This is a genomic window from Streptomyces sp. NPDC025806 (assembly GCF_055558275.1).
Genome location: NZ_JBVHMU010000001.1, coordinates 240380 through 266530, shown reverse-complemented (window position 1 = coordinate 266530; position 26151 = coordinate 240380). Strand labels below are relative to the sequence as shown.

23 protein-coding genes are annotated in these 26151 nt (G+C 71.8%); 16 read left to right on the top strand and 7 right to left on the bottom strand.

Annotated elements, in window-relative coordinates; all coding sequences use genetic code 11:
* The first annotated feature begins 27 nt into the window (after positions 1–27).
* Positions 28–720: a TetR/AcrR family transcriptional regulator gene (locus tag ACZ4E1_RS01215; protein WP_467534667.1), complete on the top strand. Its 693-nt coding sequence runs from the start codon at positions 28–30 to the stop codon at positions 718–720.
* A 4-nt stretch (positions 721–724) separates the two neighbouring features.
* Here ACZ4E1_RS01215 and ACZ4E1_RS01210 read toward each other — a convergent pair whose 3' ends face one another.
* Entirely contained in the window at positions 725–1075 is a 351-nt protein-coding gene (locus ACZ4E1_RS01210; protein ID WP_467534660.1) for a 5-carboxymethyl-2-hydroxymuconate Delta-isomerase, read from the bottom strand.
* 346 nt (positions 1076–1421) lie between these two features.
* On the opposite strand from ACZ4E1_RS01210, the gene ACZ4E1_RS01205 reads away from it, so the two are divergent.
* Together ACZ4E1_RS01205 and ACZ4E1_RS01200 are read left to right on the top strand one after the other, a co-directional pair.
* The gene (locus tag ACZ4E1_RS01205; RefSeq protein ID WP_467534658.1) at positions 1422–2456 is read left to right on the top strand and encodes a LacI family DNA-binding transcriptional regulator; all 1035 of its coding nucleotides are present in this window, start codon (positions 1422–1424) and stop codon (positions 2454–2456) included.
* 75 nt (positions 2457–2531) lie between these two features.
* Positions 2532–3398 (top strand): phosphatase PAP2 family protein, encoded by an 867-nt coding sequence (locus ACZ4E1_RS01200; protein ID WP_467534656.1) that lies wholly within the window; start codon positions 2532–2534, stop codon positions 3396–3398.
* 213 nt (positions 3399–3611) lie between these two features.
* On the opposite strand, the gene ACZ4E1_RS01195 is transcribed toward ACZ4E1_RS01200, so the two are convergent.
* Both ACZ4E1_RS01195 and ACZ4E1_RS01190 read right to left on the bottom strand, forming a co-directional pair.
* Complete coding sequence (locus ACZ4E1_RS01195; protein WP_467534655.1) at positions 3612–5186, bottom strand: amidohydrolase; 1575 nt, start codon at positions 5184–5186, stop codon at positions 3612–3614.
* A gap of 35 nt (positions 5187–5221) precedes the next feature.
* Complete coding sequence (locus tag ACZ4E1_RS01190) at positions 5222–6667, bottom strand: APC family permease (protein WP_467534653.1); 1446 nt, start codon at positions 6665–6667, stop codon at positions 5222–5224.
* 180 nt (positions 6668–6847) lie between these two features.
* Here ACZ4E1_RS01190 and ACZ4E1_RS01185 point away from each other — a divergent pair, with 180 nt between their 5' ends.
* Positions 6848–7459 (top strand): TetR/AcrR family transcriptional regulator C-terminal domain-containing protein, encoded by a 612-nt coding sequence (locus ACZ4E1_RS01185; protein ID WP_467534652.1) that lies wholly within the window; start codon positions 6848–6850, stop codon positions 7457–7459.
* Positions 7460–7585: 126 nt separating this feature from the next.
* Here the strand turns inward: ACZ4E1_RS01185 and ACZ4E1_RS01180 are convergent, their stop codons facing one another.
* The gene (locus ACZ4E1_RS01180) at positions 7586–10588 is read right to left on the bottom strand and encodes a bifunctional [glutamine synthetase] adenylyltransferase/[glutamine synthetase]-adenylyl-L-tyrosine phosphorylase (protein WP_467534650.1); all 3003 of its coding nucleotides are present in this window, start codon (positions 10586–10588) and stop codon (positions 7586–7588) included.
* A gap of 148 nt (positions 10589–10736) precedes the next feature.
* Between ACZ4E1_RS01180 and ACZ4E1_RS01175 the strand changes: the two genes are divergently transcribed.
* The 5 genes from ACZ4E1_RS01175 (at position 10737) to ACZ4E1_RS01155 (ending at position 15143) form a co-directional block, all read left to right on the top strand.
* Entirely contained in the window at positions 10737–11168 is a 432-nt protein-coding gene (locus ACZ4E1_RS01175; RefSeq protein WP_467534648.1) for a VOC family protein, read from the top strand.
* 189 nt (positions 11169–11357) lie between these two features.
* Entirely contained in the window at positions 11358–12251 is an 894-nt protein-coding gene (locus ACZ4E1_RS01170) for an alkaline phosphatase family protein (protein ID WP_467534646.1), read from the top strand.
* 1 nt (position 12252) lies between these two features.
* Complete coding sequence (locus ACZ4E1_RS01165; protein ID WP_467534644.1) at positions 12253–13566, top strand: MFS transporter; 1314 nt, start codon at positions 12253–12255, stop codon at positions 13564–13566.
* A gap of 65 nt (positions 13567–13631) precedes the next feature.
* Positions 13632–14717, top strand: coding sequence for a TolB family protein (locus ACZ4E1_RS01160; RefSeq protein ID WP_467534643.1), 1086 nt, complete (start codon positions 13632–13634; stop codon positions 14715–14717).
* Between the two features lie 3 nt (positions 14718–14720).
* Positions 14721–15143, top strand: a complete 423-nt coding sequence (locus tag ACZ4E1_RS01155) for a VOC family protein (protein ID WP_467534642.1) — start codon at positions 14721–14723, stop codon at positions 15141–15143.
* Positions 15144–15174: 31 nt separating this feature from the next.
* On the opposite strand, the gene ACZ4E1_RS01150 is transcribed toward ACZ4E1_RS01155, so the two are convergent.
* Positions 15175–15531, bottom strand: a complete 357-nt coding sequence (locus ACZ4E1_RS01150) for a hypothetical protein (RefSeq protein ID WP_467534640.1) — start codon at positions 15529–15531, stop codon at positions 15175–15177.
* Between the two features lie 258 nt (positions 15532–15789).
* Between ACZ4E1_RS01150 and ACZ4E1_RS01145 the strand changes: the two genes are divergently transcribed.
* Together ACZ4E1_RS01145 and ACZ4E1_RS01140 are read left to right on the top strand one after the other, a co-directional pair.
* The gene (locus ACZ4E1_RS01145; RefSeq protein ID WP_467534639.1) at positions 15790–16800 is read left to right on the top strand and encodes an aldo/keto reductase; all 1011 of its coding nucleotides are present in this window, start codon (positions 15790–15792) and stop codon (positions 16798–16800) included.
* Between the two features lie 42 nt (positions 16801–16842).
* Positions 16843–17262, top strand: coding sequence for an SRPBCC family protein (locus ACZ4E1_RS01140; protein ID WP_467534637.1), 420 nt, complete (start codon positions 16843–16845; stop codon positions 17260–17262).
* A gap of 95 nt (positions 17263–17357) precedes the next feature.
* On the opposite strand, the gene ACZ4E1_RS01135 is transcribed toward ACZ4E1_RS01140, so the two are convergent.
* Positions 17358–18719, bottom strand: coding sequence for a glutamine synthetase family protein (locus tag ACZ4E1_RS01135; RefSeq protein WP_188339280.1), 1362 nt, complete (start codon positions 18717–18719; stop codon positions 17358–17360).
* A gap of 294 nt (positions 18720–19013) precedes the next feature.
* Here ACZ4E1_RS01135 and ACZ4E1_RS01130 point away from each other — a divergent pair, with 294 nt between their 5' ends.
* The 3 genes from ACZ4E1_RS01130 to ACZ4E1_RS01120 all read left to right on the top strand — a co-directional run bounded on the left by ACZ4E1_RS01130 (position 19014) and on the right by ACZ4E1_RS01120 (position 22465).
* Positions 19014–19703, top strand: coding sequence for a DUF3105 domain-containing protein (locus ACZ4E1_RS01130; protein WP_467534635.1), 690 nt, complete (start codon positions 19014–19016; stop codon positions 19701–19703).
* The gene (locus tag ACZ4E1_RS01125; RefSeq protein WP_467534633.1) at positions 19700–20332 is read left to right on the top strand and encodes a DUF305 domain-containing protein; all 633 of its coding nucleotides are present in this window, start codon (positions 19700–19702) and stop codon (positions 20330–20332) included. Before ACZ4E1_RS01130 ends, ACZ4E1_RS01125 begins: the two co-directional genes overlap by 4 nt.
* Positions 20333–20515: 183 nt before the next feature.
* On the top strand, positions 20516–22465 hold the full coding sequence (locus tag ACZ4E1_RS01120) for a S53 family peptidase (protein ID WP_467534631.1): 1950 nt from the start codon (positions 20516–20518) through the stop codon (positions 22463–22465).
* A 422-nt stretch (positions 22466–22887) separates the two neighbouring features.
* Here ACZ4E1_RS01120 and ACZ4E1_RS01115 read toward each other — a convergent pair whose 3' ends face one another.
* Positions 22888–23859, bottom strand: a complete 972-nt coding sequence (locus ACZ4E1_RS01115) for a hydroxyacid dehydrogenase (RefSeq protein ID WP_467535393.1) — start codon at positions 23857–23859, stop codon at positions 22888–22890.
* A gap of 379 nt (positions 23860–24238) precedes the next feature.
* Here ACZ4E1_RS01115 and ACZ4E1_RS01110 point away from each other — a divergent pair, with 379 nt between their 5' ends.
* Together ACZ4E1_RS01110 and ACZ4E1_RS01105 are read left to right on the top strand one after the other, a co-directional pair.
* Complete coding sequence (locus tag ACZ4E1_RS01110; protein WP_467534629.1) at positions 24239–25093, top strand: ABC transporter permease; 855 nt, start codon at positions 24239–24241, stop codon at positions 25091–25093.
* A gap of 35 nt (positions 25094–25128) precedes the next feature.
* Entirely contained in the window at positions 25129–25992 is an 864-nt protein-coding gene (locus tag ACZ4E1_RS01105) for a carbohydrate ABC transporter permease (RefSeq protein WP_467535390.1), read from the top strand.
* Positions 25993–26151 lie beyond the last annotated feature (159 nt).

Genomic DNA, 26151 nt, shown 5'->3' with positions numbered 1-26151 from the left:
CCTGATCCGCTCGGTAGAGTGTTCGGTATGACTACCGGGGTGCGGCGCAGATTGGGAGTCGAGGAGCGGCGGCGGCAGTTGATCGAGGTCGCCCTCGACCTGTTCAGCAACCGCTCCCCCGACGAGGTCTCCATCGACGAGATAGCGGCCGCCGCGGGCATCTCGCGACCGCTCGTCTACCACTACTTCCCGGGCAAACTCAGCCTGTACGAGGCCGCGTTGCAGCGGGCCGCGCAGGATCTCGCGGAGCGCTTCGAGGAGCCGCAGGACGGGCCGCTGGGGGCGCGGCTGCTGCGCGTGATGAGCCGCTTCTTCGACTTCGTGGACGAGCACGGGCCGGGTTTCTCGGCGCTGATGCGCGGCGGCCCGGCCGTCGGCTCCTCGACGACGAACGCGCTGATCGACTCCGTCCGGCAGGCCGCCTACGTCCAGATCCTGGCGCATCTGCAGGTGACCCGGCCGACCCCGCGCCTGGACCTCGTGGTCCGCTCCTGGGTCTCGCTGGCCGAGTCGACGGCGCTGATCTGGCTGGACGGGCGCCGGATCCCCCGCGAGGAGCTCCAGCGGCAACTGGTGCACGACTTCGCGGCGCTGGCCGCCGTCAGCGCCGCCTACGACGAGGAGATGGCGGCGCTGCTGCGCCGCATCCTCGCCGACGAGCCGGCCGACGGGCCCTTCACGGACCTGGTCGAACGGCTCGCGCTGCTGGCCCCCGCGTAGCCGCTCAGCCGATCGCGGAGCGGTAGGTCGGGTCCAGGTCCCGCACCTCGGCCGACAGGTGGACGCCGGCCGGGTCCTTGATGTGCGCGGGCAGCAGCCCGAGCACGGTCTCGGCGAGCGCCGCCTTGGCCTCTTCGGTGCGGCCCGCGAGCAGCGCGATCTCGACGTGCAGCACCGGCGCCGGCTCGGCCCCGTCGCCGACGATCGTCAGCGCGGCCTGCCGGAACGTCGTCTTGCAGGCCGGGATCCGGGCGGCGACGGTGTCGACGCAGGCCTGGTGGACGGCGGCGGTGAGCTCCGCTCGGGCCAGCCGGCCGTCGAGGGAGGCGGAGTGGTCGACGGTGATCAGCGGCATGTTCTCGGCTCCGGGTACGTGTGTTTCTGGGCAGGTCCTCGCACAGCCTCGTCGGTGCCGCGGGGCCGCACAAATCGCGCCCACGGGGTGGACGGCAGGGGCACGTTCGCGACCACCGCCCGGTGGGGGCTGGTCGCGCAGTTCCCCGCGCCCCTGAGATGCGCACTTCGTGCGCCATCTCATCGGGCGCCGGGGAAATGCGACCCGAAGGGTCTGCATTTCAGGGGCGCGGGGAACTGCGCGAGAAGCCCCACCGGGCGGGAGGTCGCGAGAAGACCGCAGCCCAGCTCGGCGGGAGCGCTCCGCACCCACAGACGAACCGCACAGCGGGCGATAAAGTCGGCCCGTGACAGCGCGATTGGCCGACATAGCGGCACAGGCGGGGGTCAGTGAAGCGACGGTCAGCCGCGTGCTCAACGGCAAACCGGGCGTCGCCGCGGCCACCCGACAATCCGTCCTCGCCGCCCTCGACGTCCTCGGCTACGAACGCCCCGTGCGGCTCAAACAGCGCAGCGCGGGCCTGATCGGCCTGATCACCCCGGAGCTGGAGAACCCCATCTTCCCGGCGCTCGCCCAGGTCGTGGTGCAGGCCCTGACCCGGCAGGGGTTCACCCCCGTCCTGGCGACGCAGACACCGGGCGGTTCGACCGAGGACGAGCTGACCGAGATGCTCGTGGACCGCGGGGTCAGCGGCATCATCTACGTGTCCGGACTGCACGCCGACACGACGGCGGACACCCGGCGCTACGAGCGACTGCGCGGCCAGGGCGTCCCGTTCGTGCTCGTCGACGGCTTCTCCGCGTCGGTCGCGGCGCCGTTCATCTCCCCCGACGACCGGGCCGCGGCGGCACTCGCCGTGACGCATCTGGTCTCGCTCGGCCACACCCGGATCGGCCTGGCGCTGGGCCCGAAGCGGTTCGTGCCGGTGCAACGCAAGACGGAGGGCTTCGTCCGGGCGATGCGCGAGCGGCTCGGACTGTCCCCGGAAGACGTCGAGCGGGACTTCGTCGAGCACTCCCTGTACACGCTCGAGGGCGGTCAGGCGGCGGCCTCGGCACTGCTCGACCGGGGCTGCACGGCGCTCGTCTGCGCCAGCGACATGATGGCACTGGGTGCCGTACGGGCGGTGCGGCAGCGCGGCCTCGACGTGCCGCGGGAGGTGTCGGTGGTCGGCTTCGACGACTCCCCGCTCATCGCGTTCACGGACCCGCCCCTGACCACGATCCGCAAGCCCGTGCACGCGATGGGTCAGGCCGCCGTCAACACGCTGCTCGAGGAGGTCGCCGGGACCCCGGCCCCGCACAGCGAGTTCGTCTTCATGCCCGAGCTGGTGGTCAGGGGCTCCACTGCCTCGGCTCTCGGGGGTCCGGCTCGTTCCTGAGATGTAGGGGGTGCGTCCAGGACCCGCCCGAGGGATGATCGGACAGGGGGGTGGAATCTGGCAGACTCTGCGTCTATGGGTGAAAAGACCGTGACGACTGTGGAAGGCCGACAAGGGCCCACCAACTCACCCATCGCGGACGATCGCGCCGGGGAGCAGGACCCTGGCCGGCTGCGTCGTCTGCGCGCCCCGCGCCGCCCGCGTCTGTGGTTCGAGATCCTTCTGATCGCGGTGAGTTACTGGACGTACTCCCTGGTGCGCAACGCGGTACCGGAGCAGAGGGCGCAGGCCCTGCGGAACGCGGACTGGATCTGGCAGGTCGAGCACCATCTCGGCATCGCCGTCGAGCAGAGCGTCAACCATGCCGTGAACGCCGTCACTTGGCTCGTCGTCGGCATGAACTACTACTACGCGACGCTCCACTTCGTCATCACGCTCGGTGTCCTCGTGTGGCTGTTCCGTCGCCATCCGGGGCGGTACGCGGCGACGCGGCTCGTCCTGTTCGCCACCACCGCGGTCGCGCTGGTCGGCTACTACTTCTATCCGCTGGCGCCGCCGCGCCTGATGACCGGCGGGCACTTCATCGACACCGTCGCCGTGCATGAGACCTGGGGCTCCATGGCCTCCGGGAACCTCAAGACCATGTCGAACCAGTACGCGGCGATGCCGTCCATGCATATCGGCTGGTCGCTGTGGTGCGGGCTCACGATCTTCGCGCTGGCGTCGGTGCCGTGGGTCCGTGTGCTGGGTCTTGTGTACCCGGCGGTCACGCTGGTCGTCATCGTGGCCACGGCGAATCACTTCTGGCTGGACGCGGTGGGGGGCATGGCGTGTCTGGCGTTCGGCTACGCGGTGGCGTGGGTCTGGTACGGGTCCTTGCCGTACCGCTTGCCGCGGGCTGTGGCGACGGAATCCGCCTCCGTCCTGCCGATGAAGGTGTAGTCGCGGCTGCGGGCCGGTGGGGGCTTGTCGCGCAGTTCCCCGCGCCCCTGAAATGCAGACCCTTCGGGTCGCATTTCCCCGATACAGGTGCGGGGCGCCAGTCATCTGGGGAAGGCGCGGCGAAGCCGCAGCCTTTCAGGGGCGCGGGGAACTGCGCGACCAGCCCCCACCGGGCCGCAGACCCGTGGCGACCGAACCACCCCCTTCGAGGGGCTACTCGCCGCGATGCGTGACGCGGCCACCGACCGTGGTCAGAACGACCGGCGCCTGCGCCACCTCGTCCGGCGAGGCGAGAACCGGGTCGAGCCCGAGCACCGTCAGATCCGCGCGCAGCCCCACCGCGATCCGCCCCCCGAGATGCGCCTCGCCGGAGGCGATCGCCGCATGCGAGGTGACCCCCTCCAGCGCCTCGATCCCCGTCAGCCCGGGCCGAGCCCCCGCCGCCCCTTCCGGCACCCGAGCCATGGCCAGCACCCGCCGCGCGTCGAAGTGCGCGATCGGCCAGTCGGACCCGAGCGCGAGCACCGCCCCCGCGTCCCGCAGATCCCGCGTGCGCCAGGCCCGCCCGGCCCGCTCGGCCCCCAGCCGCTTCGACCACTCGTCGCTGTGGTCACCCTTGGTGTACGCGGTGTGCGGCGGCTGCATCGACGCGGCGACGCCGAGCGCCGCGAACCGCGGCAGCGTGTCGTCCGGCACCGTCTCGATGTGCTCGATGCGGTGCGCGTCGCGACCGCTCGCGCCGAGCGCCTCGATGGTGTCGAGCGCGTGCCGTACGGCGGCGTCGCCGATGGCGTGGGTGGCGGTGCGGACGCCGGCCGCGTGCAGGGTCCGTACGGCGGCGCTGTACGCCTGCGGATCGGGCCAGAACGCGTCCGTGCCGCGGCCGTGGCAGTCGGCCTGCTCCAGCCAGGCGGTGCCGCCCTCGACGGTGCCGTCCATGAAGAACTTGACCGCGCCGACCCGCCAGTCCCGGCCGCCGCGCTTCTGGAGGGCGATCAGCTCGTCGAGGCCGTCCTGGTCCACGCCGGGCATGCACCAGGGCGCGACGGTGAGCCGCAGCGGCAGATCGGTGTCCTCCTCGACGGCGGCGAGGAGCTCGAGGTCGGCGCCGTCCATGACGTGGGCGCCGGTCAGTCCGGTGGCGGCCATGCCCTTGAGCAGGTCGACGAGGCCCGCGCGGCGCTTGGCGTACGAGAGCCGGGGCACGACCGCGTCGACGACGTCCATCGCCGCGTGCTCGATCAGGTGCCCGGTCGGGCGGCCCTCGGCGTCGCACACGATCTCGGCTCGCTGGGCGAACTCGCGCGGGCCGGTCACCTGCGCGGCGGCCAGCGCGGCGGTGCTCGCGAGCGCGGAGTGGCCGTCGTAGAGGCGCAGGAAGGCGGGGGCGCCGTCGAGGACGTCCTCGATGAGGTCGTGGTGGACGGGGCGGCCGCCGAAGGCGTTGTGGTCCAGGCCCCAGCCGATGACCCAGCCGTCGATCCGGGGCGCCGTGCGCAGCGCCGCGCGGAGGGCGTCGAGATCCTGGACGCCGGTGAGGTCGGCGCCGGCGGACATCTGGAGGCCCCAGACCGGGTGGCTGTGGGAGTCGACGAAGCCCGGGGTCACGGTGGCTCCGGCGAGGCTCAGCCGCTCGGTCCCGGTGCCGGTCCAGTCGCGGGTCAGGGTGGCCGTGTCACCCAGTGCCGCGATACGGCCGTCCTTGATCGCGAGGGCGGTGGCCTCCGGCCGGGCCGGGTCGAGGGTGCGGATGCGGGTGTCGGTGAGCAGGAGGTCGGCCTGGGGCATGGTGCGGGTCCTTGGTCGGGGTCGGGTGCGGGTCGTCACTTGCTGCCGAAGGCCTCGTAGACCTCGGGGCGCCGGGTCTTGAGGCGATGCGCCAGGGGGAAGCCGAGGAGGAAGACGGCGGGGGCCACCGCGACCATGATCCAGTTGGCGAGGGGGGACGCTCCGGTGAAGAGGTCGATGTGGCCGATCACCAGGACGATCGCCGCCCCGAGCAGGACCGTCGCCGCGGCCGGGGCCCAGACCGTGCGGGCGCGGCCCTCCCGGTGGGAGGCCCGGCGGAAGAAGAACGGGACCGCGAGCGCCGCGAGGAGCTGGAGGGCCATGAGGCCGAGCATGCCGGGCGTGTTCACCCAGAGCAGCAGCTGGTTGTACGGGTCCGCTCCGGCCGCCCAGAACGCGAGGACGACGACCGCGCCGAGGGCGCTCTGGGCGAGCCCGGCGACGTACGGCGAGCGGTGCCTGGGGTGGACGCGGGCGAAGGAGCGCGGCAGGACGCCCTCGTCGGCCAGGGCGAGGCCGTAGCGGTTGATGGCGTTGTGGAAGGCGAGGAGGGAGGCGATGACGCTGGTGACGATGAGGACGTGCATCAGGTCGGCCGCCCAGCCGCCGACGAAGGTGGTGATGGCGGTGAAGAAGAGGTTCGCGGGGTCGGATCCGGCGGCCTTGACCACGTCCGCGTCGCCGAAGGCCTGGACGGCGATCCACACGGTGAAGGCGTAGAAGAGGCCGAGGAAGGCGACGGCGATGTAGGTGGCGCGCGGCACCGTGCGGTCGGGGTCACGGGCCTCGCGGCGGTAGATGACGGTCGACTCGAAGCCGGTGAACGCGGCGAACGCGAAGGCCAGGACGGCGGCCGTGCCGGGCACGAGGACGTTGGAGGGCGCGAAGGACGCGGCGGACAGGCCGTGCGCGCCGCCCTTGAGGAGCACTCCCCCGGCGAGCAGGACGAGGATGCCGGTCTCGGCGACGAGCAGCACGCCGAGGAGTTTCGCGCCGAAGTCGATGGAGCGGAAGCCGCCGTACCAGATGAGCGCGAGTCCGGCGAGGGAGACGGGCAGCCAGGGGATGTCGGCGCCGAACAGGGCGTGCACGGTGTCCTGGGTGGCGCTGCCGAGGAGCCCGTAGACGCCGATCTCCATGCCGTTGTAGCCGACCATGGCGAGCAGGGCGGCGCCGATGCCGGCGGGCCGGCCGAGGCCCTGGGTGATGTACGAGTAGAAGGCGCCGCCGCCCTTCACGTGCCGGCTCATCGTGGTGAAGCCGACGGCGAAGACGGCGAGCGTGAGGCCCGCGAGGAGGTAGCCGGCCGGGGCTCCGATGCCGCCGAGGGCGATGGCGATGGGCGCGACTCCGGCCATGACGGTGAGCGGGGCAGCGGCGGAGACGACGAAGAAGGCGATGTCGGAGGTGCCGAGGCTGCCGGTGCGCAGGCCGGCCGGGGCGGCGCTCGGCGGAGCGGTCTTCGGGGAGGTCACGGACATGAGGGGAGGGGCCCTTCAGGCGGCAGGCAGGAGCGGCGGAAGGCCGTGCCGGGTGACGGCGGGGCGTAAATCTAAAGGCTTTCGGTTTCCGCAATGTAACCTCCCCGTCGGGCCTACGGGAAGACCTGTTTTTCCGGAAGGGGCCCGCACGGGGACGGAAGAGAGCGGAGAGCAGGGCGGATGGGACGGCCGAGCAAGCCACTCCTGGACCGGGAGCGCATCACCACGACGGCGCTCCGGCTCGTCGACGAGACGGGCGAGTTCAGCGTGCCGCAGATCGCGCGGGCGCTGGGGGTGCAGACGGGTTCCGTCTACCACCACGTGGACGGGCGGGACGGCATCGTGGAGCTGCTGCGCGAACGGGTCGCGGGGGCGATCGACCCGGGGCCGCTCACCTCGGGGCTGCCCTGGGACGAGGCGATGGCGGGCTGGGCCCGCTCCTACCGCGCCGCGTTCGCCGCGCACCCCCGGGCCATCCCGCTGCTGACGACGAACCCGGTGCGGGCGCCACGGGTCCTTGAGCAGTACGAGCTGGCGGTACGGGTGCTGCTCGACGCCGGGTTCGCGCTGCGGGACGTGATGCCGCTGATCATCGCCCTGGAGAACACGGTCCTCGGCTCGGCCCTGGACCTGGCGGCCCCGGAGGCGATGTGGGAACTACCGGAGGAGGTGGAGACCCCCCTCCTGCAACAGGCCTTGGCCGCCCTCCCGGACGCCCGAGCAGACGCTTCGTTCGAACTGGCCTTGACGGCGTTCATCAAACATTGCCGCACGATGCTGGAGGCCAGTTGAGATGCCGCACGAAGTGCGCATCTCAGGGGCGCGGGGAACTGCGCGAGGACGGACCACGACCCGCAGCCGCCCACGAACGCTCAACCAGGCAGACGAAGAGGCGCCCCCCGCCGAACCGCCGGAGGCCTACGCCCCATAAAAACGCTCCTCCACCACCGCCCGGGCCCGCCGGGTGATCCGCCGGTAGTCGTCCAGCATGTCCCCGACGTGCCCGGGGTCGTACCCCAGGTACCGTCCGACGGCCCCGAGTTCGCGCCCGTCGGACGGGAACGTGTCCCCGGCCCGCCCTCGCACCAGCATCACCGCGTTCCGCACCCGCGTGGCCAGCACCCACGCCTCGTCGAGGACCTCCGCCTCCTCGCCCGGGATGAGACCGGCCGCGCACGCCGCGCCGAGCGCCTCCCGCGTGCGGGTCGTGCGCAATCCCGGTTCGGCCCAGCCGTGCTGAAGCTGCATCAGCTGCACGGTCCACTCCACGTCGGACAGTCCGCCGCGCCCGAGCTTGGTGTGCAGCGTCGGATCCGCGCCGCGCGGCAGCCGCTCGGACTCCATGCGGGCCTTGAGCCGCCGGATCTCGCGGACGGCGTCGTCGCCGAGGCCCTCGGCCGGGTAGCGCAGCGGGTCGACGAGGTCGAGGAAGGCGCGGCCCAACTCGGCGTCCCCGGCGACCGGTTCGGCCCGCAGCAGTGCCTGGGCCTCCCAGACCAGCGACCAGCGCCGGTAGTACGCCTCGTAGGACTTGAGGGTGCGCACGAGCGGGCCCGACTTGCCCTCGGGGCGCAGGTCGGCGTCGATGAGCAGCGGCGGGTCGGCGGTGGGCAGGGCGAGCAGCCGGCGCATCTCGGCGACGACCTTGTTGGCGGCCTGGGCGGCCTCGTGGTCGTCGACGCCTTCGCGGGGCTCGTGCACGAACAGCACGTCGGCGTCGGATCCGTAGCCCAGCTCGTGTCCGCCGAAGCGGCCCATGGCGATGACGGCGAAGCGGGTGGGCAGGGTGTCGCCCCAGCCGGCGCGGACGACGGCCCGCAGCGTCCCGGCGAGGGTGGCCGCCGTCAGGTCGGAGACGGCGGAGCCGACCCGGTCGACGAGCGCGCCCTGGTCGGCGACGACGGGCTGGTCCTCGGTGCCGTACGAGGCGATGATGTCGGCCGCGGTGGTGCGGAACAGCTCGCGCCTGCGCACCCCGCGCGCGGCCCCGACCGCCTGCTCGGCGCCGTCGGCGCGGCCGACCGCGGCGAGCACCTCCTGCTCCAACTGGGCGTGTCCGCGCTGGTCGAGGCCGTGCGGGTCACCGAGCAGGGCGACCGCCTCGGGGGCCCGCATCAGCAGGTCGGGGGCGAGCCGGCCGGCGGACAGGACGCGGGCCAGGTTCTCGGCGGCGGCGCCCTCGTCCCGTAGCAGCCGCAGGTACCAGGGGGTCTTGCCGAGGGCGTCGGAGACCTTGCGGAAGTTCAGCAGGCCCGCGTCGGGGTCGGCGGAGTCGGCGAACCAGCCGAGCAGGACGGGCAGCAGGGTGCGCTGGATGGCGGCCTTGCGGGAGACGCCGGAGGCGAGGGCCTCCAGGTGGCGCAGGGCGGCGCTGGGGTCCGCGTAGCCGAGCGCGACGAGCCGTTCGCGCGCGGCCTCGGTGCTCAACCGGGTCTCACCGGGCGCGAGTTGGGCGACGGCGTCGAGCAGCGGCCGGTAGAACAGCTTCTCGTGCAGGCGGCGCACGGAGGAGGTGTGGCGCTTCCAGGCGCGGTTGAGCTCGGTGATCGGCTCGGTGCGCATGCCCATGGAGCGGCCGATGCGGCGCAGGTCGGCGTCGTCCTCGGGGACGAGGTGGGTGCGGCGCAGCCGGTAGAGCTGGATGCGGTGTTCGAGGGTGCGCAGGAAGCGGTAGGCGTCGTCGAGCTGGACGGCGTCGACGCGGCCCACGTAGCCGCCGTCGGCGAGGGCGGCGAGCGCGTCCAGGGTGGTGCCGCTGCGCAGCGAGGCGTCGGAGCGGCCGTGCACCAACTGGAGGAGCTGGACGGCGAATTCGACGTCGCGCAGGCCGCCGGGGCCGAGTTTCAGCTCGCGCTCGACCTCGCCCGCCGGGATGTTCTCGATGACGCGGCGGCGCATCTTCTGCACGTCGGGCACGAAGTTGTCGCGCTCGGCGGCCTGCCAGACGAGCGGGGAGACGGCCTTGACGTACGCCTCGCCGAGCTCGGGGTCGCCCGCGACGGCGCGCGCCTTGAGCAGCGCCTGGAACTCCCAGGTCTTGGCCCAGCGTTCGTAGTAGGCGAGGTGCGAGGCGAGGGTGCGCACGAGCGGGCCGTTGCGGCCCTCGGGGCGGAGGTTGGCGTCGACGGGCCAGATGGTGCCCTCGACGGTGGTCTCGGAGCAGATCCGCATCATGTGCGAGGCGAGCCGGGTCGCGGCCTGGAGCGCCTTGCCCTCGTCGGCGCCCTCGGCGGCCTCACCGACGAAGATGACGTCGACGTCGGAGACGTAGTTGAGTTCGTGGCCGCCGCACTTGCCCATGGCGATGACGGCGAGCCGGCACTGGGCGGCGTCGCCGGGCGCGGCGGTGCGGGCCAGGGTGAGGGCGGCGCGCAGGGTCGCGGTGGCGAGGTCGGCGAGTTCGGCGGCGGTCTGCGTGATGTCGGTGGTGCCGCACACGTCGCGGGCGGCGATGGACAGCAGGCAGCGGCGGTAGGCCACGCGCAGCGACACGGGGTCGTCGGCCTCGGCGAGGCCGCGCTCGAACTCCTCGACGCCCGGGTGCAGATCGCGGGGTTCGTACGTGACGAGGGCCTGCCAGTCGCCGGGGTGGCGGGCCAGGTGGTCGGCGAGGGCCTCGGAGGCGCCGAGGACGCCCAGGAGGCGGTCGCGCAGCGGCTTCGCGGTGATGAGGGTGTCGAGCAGCTCGCGCCGGCCGGTCTCTCCGGAGTCCCGCTCCTGCGCCTCGGCGAGCCGGACGAGGCCGAGGAGCGCCAGGTCGGGGTCGGCGGTGGCGCCGAGGGCGTCGAGGAGCAGCGGGTCGGACCGTACGGCGGACAGCGCGTCGGCGTCGAGCAGTCGCTCGGCGGCGGACGGGTCGGTGAATCCGTGCCTCAGCAGCCGGGTGAACGTACTGCTCCTGCGGCCCCGCGGCACCGACATCCCGGCCTCCTGTTCGATCAACAAGCCCGGTGCTGAGCCTACTGCGGACCGTGGGGGACCGATGAGTCGAGCGCGGGTGCGGAGTCTGTACGGGAGCGGGAGGATGCGAGAGTCGCACCCCGATCGCCCGAAAGGTCAAGGTCGCATCATGGAGTGGACCCTCGAAGTGGTCGTCGTCCCCGTCTCCGAAGTGGACCGTGCCAAGGAGTTCTACGCGGAGAAGGTGGGTTTCAAGGTCGACCTGGACACCGAGGTGGCCCCGGGCGTCCGCATCGTGCAGCTGACGCCGCCGGGCTCGCGCTGCTCGATCAGCCTCACCGAGGGCCTGCCGGGCGCGCCGGACCAGCAGACGATGACACCGGGCTCGCTCACCGGCCTCCAGGTGTGCGTCACGGACATCGCGGCGGCCCGCGAGGAGCTGGTGGCGCGCGGCGTCGCGGTCTCGCCGGTGCAGCACGCGGGGCCGCAGGGCTGGGAGGACGGGCCGGGCGGCGAGTGGAACTCGTTCATGTTCTTCCGTGACCCGGACGGCAACGGCTGGACGGTCCAGGAGGCCCCGTCGCCGCTCTCGGAGCGCTGAGGGGCGCTCACGCGGGAGGCGGGGCGAGGCGGGTCCAGGTGAGGCGGGTCCGGGTGAGGCGGGGCGGGCCCGAGGGTTCATCCATCGTTCACCCGAAGGGGTCCGAAGGCCCGACACCCGGGTATTTTGGCGTGTGCATGCTCTGTCCGCACCGCCAAGGTCCCGTCACTCCCCCACACGGAGGCTCACGTGTCCGGCAGATCACTGTTCCGCCGCGCCCGCGGCAAGGCCGTCGCCTCGGCCCTCGCCCTGGCCACGGCCGCGACCGGCGGCTGGCTCGCCCTCACCGGCGCCGGCACCGCGCACGCCGCGGCGACCGTGCCCACCCCCGACCACGTCGTCGTCGTGGTCTTCGAGAACCACGCGTACAACCAGGTCATCGACTCCTCCAGCGCGCCCTACATCAACAGCCTGAAGTCGGGCGGCGCCAACCTCACCGCCTCGTACGCCGAGACGCACCCCAGCCAGCCCAACTACTTCGCCCTGTTCTCCGGCTCCACCCAGGGGATCACGGACGACAGCTGCTACACCCCCGGCTTCTCCTCCGCCCCGAACCTCGCCTCGGAGCTGATCGGCGCGGGCAAGACCTGGGCCAGCTACAACGAGACCCTCCCCAGCCAGGGCTCGACGACCTGCTCCTCCGGGAAGTACGCCCGCAAGCACAACCCGTGGTTCGGCTTCAGCAACGTACCGACGTCGTCGGCGAAGACCTTCGCCCAGTTCCCCACGGACTTCTCGACGCTCCCCCAGGTCTCCTTCGTCGTGCCGAACCTGTGCAGCGACATGCACGACTGCTCGGTCTCCACGGGTGACACCTGGCTGAAGAACAACCTGGGCGCGTACGCGACCTGGGCCAAGGCCCACAACAGCCTCCTCGTCGTCACCTTCGACGAGGACAACCGCCTCAGCGGCAACAAGATCCCCACCGTCCTCTACGGCCAGCAGGTGACCCCGGGCGCCACCTCCGCCACCACCTACAACCACTACGACCTCCTGCGCACCCTGGAGGACATGCACGGCCTGTCGACGCACGCGGGCAACGCCGCGTCGGCCAAGGACATCACCGGCATCTGGACGTCCTGACATGTACGTAGCGGACAGCCGCGCCACTCCTTCGGCGCCGGCGTCCGCGGAGCCCGCCGCCCGGCCCGGTGCCGGGCGGCGGCGCGCCGTGGGCCCGACCGTGCTCGCCCTCGGCACGGTCAGTCTGATCACGGACGTCTCGTCGGAGATGGTGACGGCGGTGCTGCCGCTGTACCTGGTGGCGGGCCTCGGTCTGAGCCCCCTCGGCTTCGGCCTCCTCGACGGCGTCTACAACGGCTTCTCGGCCGTGGTGCGGCTGCTCGGCGGGCACATCGCCGACCGGGGCGGCGGCCGGCACAAGGCGGTCGCCGTCCTCGGCTACGGCCTCTCGGCCCTGTGCAAGCCGCTTCTGCTCGTGGCGGGATCGCTGGCGTCCTTCGGCGCGGTGCTCGCCGCCGACCGCACCGGCAAGGGCCTGCGCACGGCGCCCCGCGACGCCCTCATCTCCCTGTCCAGCGAACCGGCCGCGCGGGGACGGGCGTTCGGCGTGCACCGGGCGATGGACACGGCGGGCGCGCTGCTCGGGCCGCTGGCCGCCTTCCTCATCCTGCGGGCGACCGTCGACGGCTACGACGCCGTCTTCACGGTGAGCTTCTGTGTGGCCGTGCTCGGGGTGATCGTCCTGGTCCTGTTCGTACCGGGCCGGACGCCCTCGACGACCCCATCGACCCCGGCGACCCCATCGACCCCGGCGGCTCCGGCGACTCCGCCTGAACGCCCGGCCGTACGGCCGCACCTGCGCCTACGCCTGCCGTCGGCCGTCGTCCGCCCCACGATCTGCGCGGCCCTGCTCGGCCTCGCCACGGTCAGCGACGCGTTCGTCTACCTCGTCCTGCAACGCCAACTCGGCGTGCCGGAGCGCTGGTTCGCGCTCCTTCCACTCGGCACGGCGGCGGCCTTCCTGCTCCTCGCGGCGCCCCTGGGCCGACTGGCCGACCGGGTCGGCGCCTGGCCGGTGTTCCTGGCCGGCCACGGCGCCCTGCTCGCGGTCTACGGCCTGCTGCTCACCCACGCGCACAGCCCCGCGCTGCCCTACGCGGTGCTCCTGCTCCACGGCACGTTCTACGCGGCGACCGACGGCGTCCTGATGGCGGCCGCCTCCACCGGGCTGCCCGCCGACCGCCGCTCCACCGGCCTCGCCGTCGTCCAGACGGGCCAGGCCCTCGCCCGGTTCGCCTGCTCCCTCGGGTTCGGGGCGCTCTGGACGGCGTGGGGCGACCGGAGCGCGCTGACGGTGGCGGCCCTGCTCCTGACGGCCGCCGCCACGGTCTCGTACGCCCTCCGCCCCCGCACGAAAGAGACGGCTCCGGTATGACGTCCCGTACGACTGACGGTCCCGTGCCGCCGGACCCTGCGAGCGATTCGGTGCCGGGCGATTCCGTGGCGGGCCCCGCGCCCGAGGCCGGAGCCGAGGCCGGGGGCGGCCGGCCGCCCCGCCTGGGCGGCACCCGCACCCGCCTCACGGTCCTCCTCGCCGCGGTGCTCGCGCTCGCCGCCGTCGCGACGGCCGCCGTGCTGCACGCGTCGGCGCGTGCCGAACGCAGGGACCAGGCCCGGCCCGGCGGCCCGGCGGTGGCCTCCGGGCAGGTCGCGCTGACCCCGGGCGGCCGGCGCCTGGTGTTCCGCAACATGGCCTGGGGCCCGCACCGCGACGAGCTCGCCGCGGTCCCGGCCGGGGCGCCGGGCGGCCCCCGTACCGCCACCTCGACGGGCCGCAAGTGCCTGCGCTTCTACGCGAGCGCGGGCACCGGAATCTGTCTCCAGGCCGTGCACGGCCCCCTCGCCGACACCTACCGGGCCACCGTCCTGGACGCCCGCCTCCACGAGAAGGCCCACTACCCGGTCCCCGGCGTCCCCTCCCGCGCCCGGGTCTCGCCGAGCGGCCGGTACGCGGCGTGGACGGCGTTCGTCGGCGGTGACAGCTACGCGGGGACGAACTTCTCGACCCGGGCCGCGATCCTCGACACGGCCACCGGGAAACTCACCCCCACTCTGGAGACGTACGCGATCGTCAAGGACGGCAAGCCGTACCGGGCGACGGACGCGAACTTCTGGGGCGTGACGTTCGCCCGCGACGACCGGCACTTCTACGCGACGCTCGCCACGCACGGGGCCACCTACCTGGTCCGCGGCGACCTGCACCGCCGCACGGTCACCACCGTCCACCGCAACGTCGAGTGCCCGTCCCTGTCCCCCGACGGCACGCGCATCGCCTACAAGAAGCGGGTCCCGGGCCTCCCCGCCGACGCCCCGTGGCGCCTGTACGTCCTGGACCTGGCCACCGGCCGCGAGACCCCGCTCGCCGAGACCCGCAGCGTCGACGACCAGGCGGTCTGGAGCGACCCCGCCCACGTCACGTACGCGCTCCCCGGTGACTACGGCGCCGACCTCTACTCCGTCCCGGCCGACGGCTCGGGCACTCCTCGCCGTCTCGCCACGGCAGCGGTCTCACCGGCCTACCTTTGACTCATGGAGATGACCCTCGAAGTGATCCCGCTGCCCGTCTCGGACCTCGACCGGGCGAAGGCCTTCTACGTCGACAAGGTCGGCTTCCGCTGCGACGTCGACCGCGAGCTGATGCCGGGCAGCCGTCTCGTCCAGCTGACCCCACCCGGTTCCGGCTGCTCGATCGTCCTCAGCCAGAACATCCCGAACCCGACGGGCACCCCGACCCCCGGCACCTACCACGGCCTCCAGCTCGTGGTGACCGACATCAAGGCCGCCCGCGAGGAACTCCTCGCCCGCGGCCTGGACGTCTCGGAACCCGTCCAGTTCGGCCCGTCCGACGGCGGCACGTTCATGCACTTCACGGACCCGGACGGCAACGGCTGGGCGATCCAGGAGTACCGCCGCAGGAAGACCGTGCCCCTGCGGGACGCGCTCCGGCCCTGACGGCGACACGGGCGCGGTGCCGGCGCCGCCGTCAGCCGAACCGGTGGACGACCTGGATCTCACCCACGATGTGGGCGTTGAACTCGTCCAACTCCTCGGCCGGTACCCAGAGTTCGAGGATCGTCCGGCCGCCGGCCTGCTGCACGGGATAGCGACTCAGGAACTCCGAGTCGACCTCGAACCGGGTGACGAAGCCGGCGCCGTCGTGCTTCACGTTCCAGTCCCGGGCGATCCGGATCGCGTAGTCCTCGTTCAGGACCGGGTAGAAGATCGGCTGCTCGGGCAGCCGGGGCGGCCAGGCACGCCAGTTCAGCTCCCGCACCAGGTCCAGCTCGACGGGGCCGGTGGGGCGCCACAGGGTTGTCGTCGCTTGCCGGGTGGTGGTCATACGTACCGCTCTCCTAACGCGGTCCGCCGGGACGGCGGATCGAGACCGGACGATACCGGGCCGCCGGCCATCGGACCGGGCGGGCACGGACAGACACGACCCACTTACAGCGCGAACGCGTAAAGAAGGCTCTTGCATTAGCCAGCGTGCGCAAGTATTGTCTTCACATGTAAGGCGCGCTTGCATCTAGAAGCGGCGCTCACAGGAGGGGCCACCCCCTCCCCCTCCTCCCCCACATCACGCAAAGGCACTTCCCTCATGTCGCTCAAGAACATCCTCCCCGGCCGTCTCGGCTTCGGTACCGCCCCGCTCGGCAACATGTTCCGCGCCATCCCCGACGCCGAGGCCGCCGCCACCGTCGAGGCCGCCTGGGACCAGGGTGTGCGCTACTTCGACACCGCTCCCTTCTACGGGGCGGGCCTGTCCGAGGAGCGGCTGGGCCAGGTCCTGTCCGCCAAGCCCCGGGACGAGTACGTCCTGTCCACGAAGGTCGGCCGGGTCGTCCTGGACGAGATCGAGAGCGACGTCCCCGACTTCGGCGAGAAGGGCGGCCTGTTCGAGCACGGCAACCCGAACAAGCTCCTGCACGAATGGACCGCCGAAGCCACCGAACGCTCCATCGAGGGCAGCCTCAAGCGCCTGGGCACCGACCGCCTCGACATCGTCTGGGTCCACGACATCGCCCAGGACTTCCACGGCGACGCCTGGATCCAGAAGTTCGAGGAAGCCCGCACCGGCGCCTTCCGCGTCCTGTCCCGCCTGCGCGACGAGGGCGTCATCAAGGCCTGGGGCCTGGGCGTCAACAAGACCGAGCCCATCGAGCTGACCCTCGCCCTCGACGAGCCGCAGCCCGACGGATTCCTCCTGGCCGGCCGCTACACCCTCCTCGACCACGAGCACGCCCTGCAGCGTCTGCTCCCCCTGGCCCAGGAGCAGGGTGTCGACATGGTCGTCGGCGGCCCCTACAGCTCCGGCATCCTCGCCGGTGGCACCCACTTCGAGTACCAGCAGGCCCCCGCCCACATCATCGAGCGGGTCGCCAAGCTGAAGGACCTCACCGCCCGGCACGGCGTCTCCATCAAGGCCGCCGCCCTCCAGTTCTCCCTGGCCCACCCCGCCTCCGCGGCCGTCGTCCCCGGCGCCACCAAGCCCACCCGCATCGCCGAGGACACCGCCGCCCTCGACGAGACGATCCCGGCCGCCTTCTGGACCGACCTGCGCGCCGCCGGCCTGGTCAGCCCGGCAGCCCCCCTCCCCCACAACGCCTGAACCACCTCACGCCTGAACGACCTCCCAGGAGCAGCAGCACCCATGGCCTCCACCTCTGTCTCCCGCACCGTCCCCGCCGCCCCCCAGCAGGTCTGGAACCTCATCGGCGGCTTCGACGCCCTCCCCGACTGGCTCCCCTACATCCCCCAGTCCACCGCCCTCGAAGGCGGCCGCGTCCGCCGCCTCACCAACCCCGACGGCGACGTCATCATCGAACGCCTCGTCGACTTCAGCGAGGCCGAACGCCACTACAGCTGCGCCATCCTCGAGGCCCCCTTCCCCGTCGACGGCTACGTCTCCACGCTCCGCGTCCACCCCGTCCCCGGCCACGACGACCTCGCCGAGGTCCAGTGGTCCGGCCGCTTCCACCCGGTCGACGCCACCGAACAGGAAGTCGTCGACCTCTTCACCACCATCTACACCGACGGCCTGGCCGCCCTCACGAAGACCCTCGCCGCCTGACACACCCCCAAGCACCGCACGGCCCGGACACGCAATACGCGTGCCCGGGCCGCGGCGCGCGACGCCAGGTCGCCCGCAAACCGTTCCGAACTGCCCTACAGCACCGGCAGGTTCTTCCGCAGCTCAAAGGCGGTGACCTCGCTGCGGTACTCCTCCCACTCCTGCTTCTTGTTGCGGAGGAAGAAGTCGTAGACGTGTTCGCCGAGGGTTTCGGCGACGAGTTCGGAGCGTTCCATGAGGGCGATTGCCTCGCCGAGGTTCTGCGGGAGGGGTTCGATGCCGAGGGCGCGGCGTTCGGCGTCGCGCAGGGCCCAGACGTCGTCGTCGGCGCCGGGCGGGAGTTCGTAGCCCTCCTCGATGCCCTTGAGGCCGGCGGCGAGGAGGACGGCGTAGGCGAGGTAGGGGTTGCAGCCGGAGTCGAGGGAGCGGACCTCGACGCGGGCCGAGCCGGTCTTGCCGGGCTTGTACATGGGGACGCGGATGAGGGCCGAGCGGTTGTTGTGGCCCCAGCAGATGTACGAGGGGGCCTCGCCGCCGGCGCCGGCGGTGCGCTCGGAGCCGCCCCAGATGCGCTTGTAGGAGTTGACCCACTGGTTGGTGACCGCGGAGATCTCGGCCGCGTGGCGCAGCAGGCCCGCGATGAAGGAGCGGCCGACCTTGGAGAGCTGGTACTCGGCGCCGGACTCGTAGAACGCGTTGCGGTCGCCCTCGAAGAGGGAGAGGTGGGTGTGCATGCCGGAGCCGGGGTATTCGGAGAACGGCTTGGGCATGAAGGTCGCGTTCACGCCCTGTTCGAGGGCCACCTGCTTCATGACCAGGCGGAAGGTCATGATGTTGTCCGCCGTGGAGAGGGCGTCGGCGTAGCGCAGGTCGATCTCCTGCTGGCCGGGGGCGCCCTCGTGGTGGCTGAACTCGACCGAGATACCCATCGACTCGAGCATGGTGATCGCCTGACGGCGGAAGTCCATGCCCACGTTCTGCGGGGTGTGGTCGAAGTAGCCGGAGTTGTCGGCCGGCGTGGGGCGCGAGCCGTCCAGCGGCTTGTGCTTGAGCAGGAAGAACTCGATCTCGGGGTGGGTGTAGAAGGTGAAGCCGAGGTCGGAGGTCTTGGCGAGGGCGCGCTTGAGGACGTAGCGCGGGTCGGCGAAGGACGGGGAGCCGTCGGGCATGAGGATGTCGCAGAACATGCGGGCCGTGCCGGGGGCCTCCGCGCGCCAGGGCAGGACCTGGAAGGTGGACGGGTCCGGCTTGGCGATCATGTCGGACTCGTAGACGCGGGCGAAACCCTCGATGGCGGAGCCGTCGAAGCCGATTCCCTCGTCGAATGCCTGTTCAAGCTCGGCGGGGGCCACGGCCACCGACTTGAGGAAGCCGAGCACGTCCGTGAACCACAGGCGTACGAACCGGATGTCGCGCTCCTCGAGAGTCCGGAGCACGAATTCCTGCTGCTTGTCCATCTTCCGCTTCCACCCATCCTTGCTGGTCAGGCCGCCTGCTCCAACGCCGTCGAAAGGCCTGCTTCCATCCCACCACACGCCCGTTTCGTGCGCGTTGCCGACCATGATCGTCCTTGATCGGCCGGTGTGGTTCTCATAGTGCCTGCCGGTCCCCTTCCGGCCATAGTGCCTGCCGCCGTCCAGCCGCACGACAGGGGGCCCGCACCTGGGCCGGAAGCCGTCTCCCGCGACCCCTGTTTCCCCACTACGATCGGCGGACCCGTCCGTCTCATCCTTTTCACAGAAGGACTCTGCATGGGTTCCGCCAAGAGCACGACCCCTCTGTCCGCCCGGGACCGCATCGAGGAGATGCGGCGCGCCGAGCGGGCCCGCGAGCGGCGCCGCCGGATCTCCGTCGTCGTCGCGAGCACGGCCGTCGTGGCCGCCCTGATAGGAGCGGGCGCCTGGGCCGTCAGCAAGGGCGGCGACGACGACGCGTCGTCCGCGAAGGCCGGCGCGAAGTCCGACGCGAAGGGCGCGGCCGGTTCCGGGCACTTCAGCTACGACAAGGACGGCGTCGGCACCTGGAGCGGCAAGCTCGCCCGCAACCACGTGGCGAAGAAGGTCACGTACCCGATGGAGCCGCCGGTCGGCGGCGACCACAACCAGGTGTGGATGAACTGCAACGGCGACGTCTACGGCAAGGCGATCCCGAACGAGAACGCGGTGCACGCCCTGGAGCACGGCGCGGTCTGGGTGACGTACAACGGCAAGGCCTCCGACGCCGACGTCGCCGCGCTGGAGAAGAAGGTGAAGGCGACCCCGTACTCGCTGATGAGCCCGGTCGAGGACCAGAAGGACCCGATCATGCTCAGTGCCTGGGGGCACCAGCGGACGGTGAAGAGCGCCTCGGACCCGGCGCTCGGCGCGTTCTTCGAGCGGTTCGTGCAGGGACGGCAGACGCCCGAGCCGGGTGCGGCGTGCACGGGTGGTCTGAGCGGGTGACGATCGCGACCAGGTGGCTGGTGCCGGCCGCGGCGGCGGTGCTCGTCGCGGCCGGCGCGGTCACGTACGCGGTGGCCGACGGGGACCACCCGCCGGCCCCGGCCTCGGTGGCGGTGCCGTCCGCGGACTCCGCGGACGCGGGCTTCGCCCGGGACATGGCCGTGCACCATCAGCAGGCCGTCGAGATGTCGTACATCGTGCGCGACGGGACGCGCGACGAGGACGTGCGGCGGCTCGCCTACGACATCGCGCAGACGCAGGCGAACCAGCGCGGGATGCTGCTCGGCTGGCTCGATCTGTGGGAGCTGCCCAAGGTGTCCGCCGATCCGCCGATGACGTGGATGGGGATGGGGGACGCGCCGGCCGGTGAGGACGGGGCGCTGATGCCGGGGATGGCGACGAACACGCAGTTGGAGGCGTTGCGCGGGAAGCGCGGCCGGGACGCCGAGGTCGGCTATCTGCGGCTGATGATCGCCCACCACAAGGGTGGGGTGCACATGGCCGAGGGCTGTGTGAAGCGCTGCGAGGTGAAGGCCGAACGGCGCCTGGCGCGCGGCATGGTGGAGTCACAGCAGTCGGAGATCGACCTGATGACGGGGATGCTGAAGGAGCGCGGCGCCCGGCCGTAGCGCGATGCGTCCGGATCGGTCAGGTCAGGCCAAAACGGCGTCAAACCGACGCCTCCCGACCGGACTTGACTCGACTTGACGCCAACTTGATCGTTCCATTCCCCTCACGTGAACGGTTGATGGTGAGAGTGGGGGCCCTCTGCGTGTGCATCACATGTGCACCTCACCCAGGGGGTTTCCACGATGAGATCCATCCGCGGCACTCGCCGCACCCGCGCCAGAGCAGGCCTGAGCATCGCGGCGACACTGCCGCTGCTGGCCGGCGCACTCGCCCTCGCCACCCCGGCCGCACAGGCCGACACGGGCGCCCGCGACACGCTCTCCGGCACCAAGCCGCTGTGGGCCACCGGCTCCGCCGACCGCGGCGCCACCCCGGACGGCAACACGGTCCACACCCGCGTCTACCTCGCGGGACGCGACGCGAAGGGCCTGGCCGCGTACGCGCGCGCCGTGTCCGACCCGAAGTCGCGCCAGTACGGCAAGTTCCTGACGGCGAAGCAGGCGCGCGACCGCTTCGGCGCGACGCAGCAGCAGGTCGCCGAGGTCACCGCGTGGCTGAAGGCCGCGGGTCTGACCGTCACCGGCACCACGGAGCACTACATATCCGTGTCGGGTGACGTGGCCGCGACCGAGAAGGCGTTCGGCACCCAGCTGCACGACTTCGCCAAGAGCGGTCACACCTACCGGGCCCCGGCCCGGACCGCCTCCGTGCCCGCCTCCCTCGACGGCGCCGTGCTCACGGTCACCGGCCTGGACAGCGCCCCGCACAAGGCGACGAAGAAGGACCAGCTGCCGCCGCCGGACGCGGTGTTCCGCAACTCCGGGCCGTTCTCCTCGTACTACGGCTCGAAGATCGCGACGACGCTCCCTGACGCGTACGGCGGCAAGGTGCCCTACGCGATCAAGGGGTACACCGGCAAGCAGCTGCGCGCGGCCTACGGCGCCGGCAAGGCGACCGGCAAGGGGGTGCGGGTCGCGATCACCGACGCGTACGCCTCGCCGACGATCGCGAAGGACGCGGCGGAGTACGCGTCCAAGCACGGTGACGCGCCGTACGCGAAGGGCCAGTTCAACCAGGCCCTGCCGAAGAACTACACGAAGACCGAGGAGTGCGGCGCGGCCGGCTGGTACGGCGAGGAGACCCTCGACGTCGAGGCCGTGCACGCGGTGGCGCCGCAGGCGGGCATCACGTACGTGGGCGCCTCGTCCTGCTACGACGACGACCTGCTCGACTCGCTGCACAAGGTCGTCGACAAGCACCTGGCCGACATCGTCTCCAACTCCTGGGGCGACGTCGAGGCCAACCAGACGCCCGAACTGGCCACCGCCTACGACCAGGTGTTCCAGCTCGGCGCCGTCGAGGGCATCGGCTTCTACTTCTCGTCCGGCGACAACGGCGACAACGTCGCGTCGACCGGTACGAAGCAGGTCGACACGCCCGCCAACTCGGCCTGGGTGACCGCCGTCGGCGGTACCTCGCTGGCCGTCGGCAAGGGCGACACGTACCAGTGGGAGACCGGCTGGGGCACGCTCAAGTCGAGCCTGTCGGCCGACGGCAAGAGCTGGACGGACTTCCCCGGCGCGTACACCTCCGGTGCGGGCGGCGGCACCAGCAAGACCGTCCCGCAGCCCTTCTACCAGAAGGGTGTCGTCCCGGGTGAGCTCGCGCACGCCAACGGCGGCCTGAACCGCGTCGTGCCCGACATCGCCGCGGTCGCCGACCCCAACACCGGCTTCCTGGTGGGCCAGACGCAGACCCTGCCCGACGGCTCGCTCGGCTACGACGAGTACCGCATCGGCGGTACGTCGCTGGCGGCGCCCGTGATCGCGGGTGTGCAGGCGCTGGCGCAGCAGGTGCGTGGCGGGCAGGCGATCGGGTTCGCGAACCCGGTGATCTACGGTCACTACGGGTCGCGGGTCTACCACGACGTCACCGACCAGCCGGTGAAGGGTGACCTCGCGGTGGCGCGGGTCGACTTCGCGAACGGGGCCGATGCGGCGGACGGGCTGCTCACCTCGGTTCGCAGCCTCGGTAAGGACGCGTCCCTGAAGGCGGTCCGCGGGTACGACGACGTGACGGGTGTCGGTTCGCCGACCTCGGGTTACGTGTCGTCCTACGGTCGCCGCGGCTGAGGCTTACGCCGACGCGAGCATCTGCCCAGCCCCCATCGGTCGCGACCACCGGCCGGTGGGGGCTGGTCGCGCAGTTCCCCGCGCCCCTGGAAGGCATGCGGCTTCGCCGCGCCTTCCCCCGACAACAGGCGCCCTGCGCCTTGATCGGGGAAATGCGCCCGAAGGGCATGCATTTCAGGGGCGCGGGGAACTGCGCGAGAAGCCCCACCGGCCCGCAGCCGCGAACCACGGGCAACCCCCAGACGACTAGGGCGTGTGTCGAAAGTCCCGCCTGCCCCGCGGCGCCCGGCACGCACGCTCGCGGCGTTGCCGAAACGACCTAATAGCTCCGCTATGAGGACGCTCCGGCGCCTTGCGATCGCACGCACCGGACACCGCGGGGCCCGCCCTTCGGGCGAACGACGGGACTTTCGACACACGCCCTAGGCGACCCGCGCCATGTCCCCCCGCCCCGTGCCGCCCCGCAGCTCAAGGCCCGCGACGACCCGCTCGACCTCCTCCACCGCGAACACCCCGAGCCGCCGCACCTCACTCCCCTGCGCCCCCGCCACATGCGGAGTGACGAGCACGTTGGGCAACCCGAGCAGCGGATGCCCGGAGGGCAGGGGCTCGGGCCACGTGACGTCGAGGTAGGCCGACAGCCGCCCCGCGGAACACTCCACGGCCAGCGCCTCGTTGTCGACCAGCGCGCCCCGAGCCGTGTTGATCACGGTCCCCCCGTCCGGCACCAGCGCCAGCATCTGAGCGCTCAGCATCCCCCGCGTCTCGGGCAGCAGCGGCGCGTGCACGCTGACGATCGTGCTGCGCCGGCACAGCTCGGCGAGCGAGACCCGCTCGACGCCGAGCCGTGCGGCCTCCGCGTCGTCGACGTACGGGTCGCACAGCAGCACCCGGTACCCGGCGTCGTCCGCCCGTAGCCCCTCGATGACCCGGCGCCCGATGCGGGAGGCTCCGATGACGCCGACGGTGCGCCCGTCGGCCCCGTCCCGCTCGGTGAAGCCCGGCCAGGCCGTCGCGTACGCCGCGGCCGTGGCCAGCGCCCCCTTCGCCGCGAAGGTGATCGCGGCGAGGGTGTAGGCCACGACGGGCCCGGCGTTGGCGTCGGCCGCCGAGGACACGAGCAGCCCACGCTCCCAGACGGCATCCGTGACGATGGGCCGTACGGAACCGGCCGCGTGGATCACCGCCTTGAGGCGCGGCGCGCTGTCGAGCACCTCCCGGGTGAGCGGCGGGCAGTCCCAGCCGGTCACCAGGATCTCCGCCTCGGCGAGGGCCGCGACGGCCTCGGGCGCGTCGAGCGGCCCGGTCAGCGGCGGGGCCGCCAACCGCACGCTGCGGTCCAGCCGTTCGCGCAGGTCGGGCGGGAAGACCCGCTCCACCACCTGGGCCCCCATGGCCAGTGCCGCGGTCGGTCGGTGTGCCGTCACGCGCTCCTACCTCTCCTCGCAAGGATCTCGCACGAGGTCGCGCGGGATGTCGCGGCAGACCTCTGTAACCGGTTACAGCAGTGCCTCAGATGGTCGGGCACGGGACGACAGTACGTTCAATACTTCCCTGCGCCAAGGGGGTTGACCGGCCGTAGTAACCGTTTTAGATTCCGCCTCACCTTGTTCGAACGACGGAGGGGTTCCCGTGCCCACGGTGGCGAAGGAAAGGCCCGAAGCCGGGGTGGCTGACTCTCCCGGTGGGCCGGAAACCGGCACAAAGGCCGTCATAGGTCGACGCGACAGCAGGTGGAAACGTTTTCGGAGCAGTCGCACGCTGCTGCTGCTCATGGTGCCGGGCGTCGCGTACTTCCTGGTCTTCCACTACGGCGCCTTCGTCGGGAACGTCGTGGCGTTCAAGGAGTACGACCCGTTCGCCGGCCTGTGGGGCAGCCCCTGGGTCGGGTTCGGGAACTTCAGCCGGATGTTCGGCGACCCCGACTTCTGGCACGCGACGTGGAACACGCTCTACATCGCCGTGCTCCAGCTGGTGTTCTACTTCCCGGTGCCGCTCGGGATCGCGCTGCTGCTGCACAGCCTGACCTCGGATCTGCTGCGCCGCTTCGTGCAGTCCGTCGTCTACCTGCCGCACTTCCTGTCGTGGGTGATCGTCGTCGCCCTGTTCCAGCAGGTCCTGTCGGACACCGGCCTGCTCAACAGCTTCCTGGGCGACACCGGGCTGCACACCGTCGACATCATCGGCAACCCCGACGCGTACCGCCCGCTGGTGGTCGCCGAGGTGATCTGGAAGGACGCCGGCTGGGGCACGATCATCTTCCTGGCCGCGCTGATGCAGGTCGACGAGCAGCAGTACGAGGCCGCCGCGATCGACGGGGCCGGGCCCTGGCGCCGCTTCTGGCACGTGACGCTGCCGTCGATCCGGCCGATCGTCGTGCTGCTGCTGATCATGCGGCTCGGCGACATCCTCTCCGTCGGCTTCGAGCAGATGCTGCTCCAGCGCCCGTCGGTGGGACCGGAGGTCGGCGAGGTGCTCGACACCTTCGTCTACTGGCAGGGCATCATCGGCGGCGACATCGGCTACGCCACCGCGGCCGGCCTCTTCAAGGGCCTGGTCGGCGCCCTCCTTGTCTTCGTCGCCAACCGCATCGCGCACCAGCTCGGCGAGCAGGGGGTCTACAAGTGAGCAGCACGTCCACCCGAGTCGACCGTCCGGCCTGGATGGAGAAGCCCAAGCCGGTCACCAAGGCGGCCAAGGGCGTGGCCGTCCTGGTGCTCCTGGCCCTGGTCCTGGTCCCGTTCCTGGTGATCATCTCGACGTCGCTGGCCTCCAACAAGGAGGTCGTGGCGAACGGCGGCTGGGTCCTGTGGCCCACCGATCCCACCCTGCGCGCCTACGAGCAGATCCTCAGCGGCGGCATCGTGACGAAGGCACTCGGCGTGAGCGTCGGGATCACCGCGATCGGTACGTTCGCCTCGCTGGCCTGCACCGCGTGCCTGGCGTACGCGCTGAGCCGGCCCGGCGTCTTCGGCGGCAAGCCCGTCCTGCTGGTCGTGCTGTTCACGTTCCTCTTCCCGCCCGGCATGATCCCCGCGTTCCTGCTGGTCAAGGGCCTGGGCATGCAGAACATGTACGCCGCCCTGATCGCGCCCGTCCTGATCAACGTGTTCAACCTCGTCGTCCTGCGCGGCTTCTTCCAGGGCATCCCGGAGGAGCTGTACGAGGCGGCCCGGCTGGACGGCGCGGGCGACTGGACGGTGTTCTGGCGGATCGTGCTCCCGTTGTCGAAGGCGGCGCTCGCGGTGGTCGGCCTCTTCTACGCGGTCAGCTACTGGAACGCCTGGTTCCACGCCTCGATCTACCTGGAGTCCGACCACTGGCCGCTCTCCCAGGTGCTGCGCACGTACGTGATCGGCGGCGCCCAGATCGCCGACACCGGGCTGAGCGAGGCCGGCATGGTCTCCGCCCCGCAGACGACGCAGATGGCCGTCCTGGTGATCGCCACCGTGCCGATCCTGATCGTCTACCCCTTCCTGCAGAAGTACTTCACCAAGGGCGTGCTCACCGGCGCCATCAAGAGCTGAGCAGGTCAAGCACCACCGAGCACGGTCAAGCACCAAAGAGCTGAGGGGGGGGGGGGGGGGCGGGGGGGGGGGGGGGGGGGCGGGGGGGGGGGGGGGGGGGGGGGGGGGCTGATCGCGCAGTTCCCCGCGCCCCTGAAATGCAGACCCTTCGGGTCGCAT

Excerpts from the sequence above, each read along its gene's own strand:
- ACZ4E1_RS01155 (WP_467534642.1), top strand. The coding sequence starts at position 14,721 with ATGGAGATGACCCTCGAAGTGATCCCGCTGCCCGTCTCGGACCTCGAC.
- ACZ4E1_RS01110 (WP_467534629.1), top strand. The coding sequence starts at position 24,239 with ATGGTGCCGGGCGTCGCGTACTTCCTGGTCTTCCACTACGGCGCCTTC.
- ACZ4E1_RS01175 (WP_467534648.1), top strand. The coding sequence starts at position 10,737 with ATGGAGTGGACCCTCGAAGTGGTCGTCGTCCCCGTCTCCGAAGTGGAC.
- ACZ4E1_RS01150 (WP_467534640.1), bottom strand. The coding sequence starts at position 15,531 with ATGACCACCACCCGGCAAGCGACGACAACCCTGTGGCGCCCCACCGGC.
- ACZ4E1_RS01105 (WP_467535390.1), top strand. The coding sequence starts at position 25,129 with ATGGAGAAGCCCAAGCCGGTCACCAAGGCGGCCAAGGGCGTGGCCGTC.
- ACZ4E1_RS01120 (WP_467534631.1), top strand. The coding sequence starts at position 20,516 with ATGAGATCCATCCGCGGCACTCGCCGCACCCGCGCCAGAGCAGGCCTG.
- ACZ4E1_RS01140 (WP_467534637.1), top strand. The coding sequence starts at position 16,843 with ATGGCCTCCACCTCTGTCTCCCGCACCGTCCCCGCCGCCCCCCAGCAG.
- ACZ4E1_RS01180 (WP_467534650.1), bottom strand. The coding sequence starts at position 10,588 with ATGTCGGTGCCGCGGGGCCGCAGGAGCAGTACGTTCACCCGGCTGCTG.
- ACZ4E1_RS01135 (WP_188339280.1), bottom strand. The coding sequence starts at position 18,719 with ATGGACAAGCAGCAGGAATTCGTGCTCCGGACTCTCGAGGAGCGCGAC.
- ACZ4E1_RS01195 (WP_467534655.1), bottom strand. The coding sequence starts at position 5,186 with ATGCCCCAGGCCGACCTCCTGCTCACCGACACCCGCATCCGCACCCTC.
- ACZ4E1_RS01210 (WP_467534660.1), bottom strand. The coding sequence starts at position 1,075 with ATGCCGCTGATCACCGTCGACCACTCCGCCTCCCTCGACGGCCGGCTG.
- ACZ4E1_RS01185 (WP_467534652.1), top strand. The coding sequence starts at position 6,848 with ATGGGACGGCCGAGCAAGCCACTCCTGGACCGGGAGCGCATCACCACG.
- ACZ4E1_RS01145 (WP_467534639.1), top strand. The coding sequence starts at position 15,790 with ATGTCGCTCAAGAACATCCTCCCCGGCCGTCTCGGCTTCGGTACCGCC.
- ACZ4E1_RS01190 (WP_467534653.1), bottom strand. The coding sequence starts at position 6,667 with ATGTCCGTGACCTCCCCGAAGACCGCTCCGCCGAGCGCCGCCCCGGCC.
- ACZ4E1_RS01130 (WP_467534635.1), top strand. The coding sequence starts at position 19,014 with ATGGGTTCCGCCAAGAGCACGACCCCTCTGTCCGCCCGGGACCGCATC.
- ACZ4E1_RS01165 (WP_467534644.1), top strand. The coding sequence starts at position 12,253 with ATGTACGTAGCGGACAGCCGCGCCACTCCTTCGGCGCCGGCGTCCGCG.
- ACZ4E1_RS01115 (WP_467535393.1), bottom strand. The coding sequence starts at position 23,859 with ATGGGGGCCCAGGTGGTGGAGCGGGTCTTCCCGCCCGACCTGCGCGAA.
- ACZ4E1_RS01200 (WP_467534656.1), top strand. The coding sequence starts at position 2,532 with ATGGGTGAAAAGACCGTGACGACTGTGGAAGGCCGACAAGGGCCCACC.
- ACZ4E1_RS01215 (WP_467534667.1), top strand. The coding sequence starts at position 28 with ATGACTACCGGGGTGCGGCGCAGATTGGGAGTCGAGGAGCGGCGGCGG.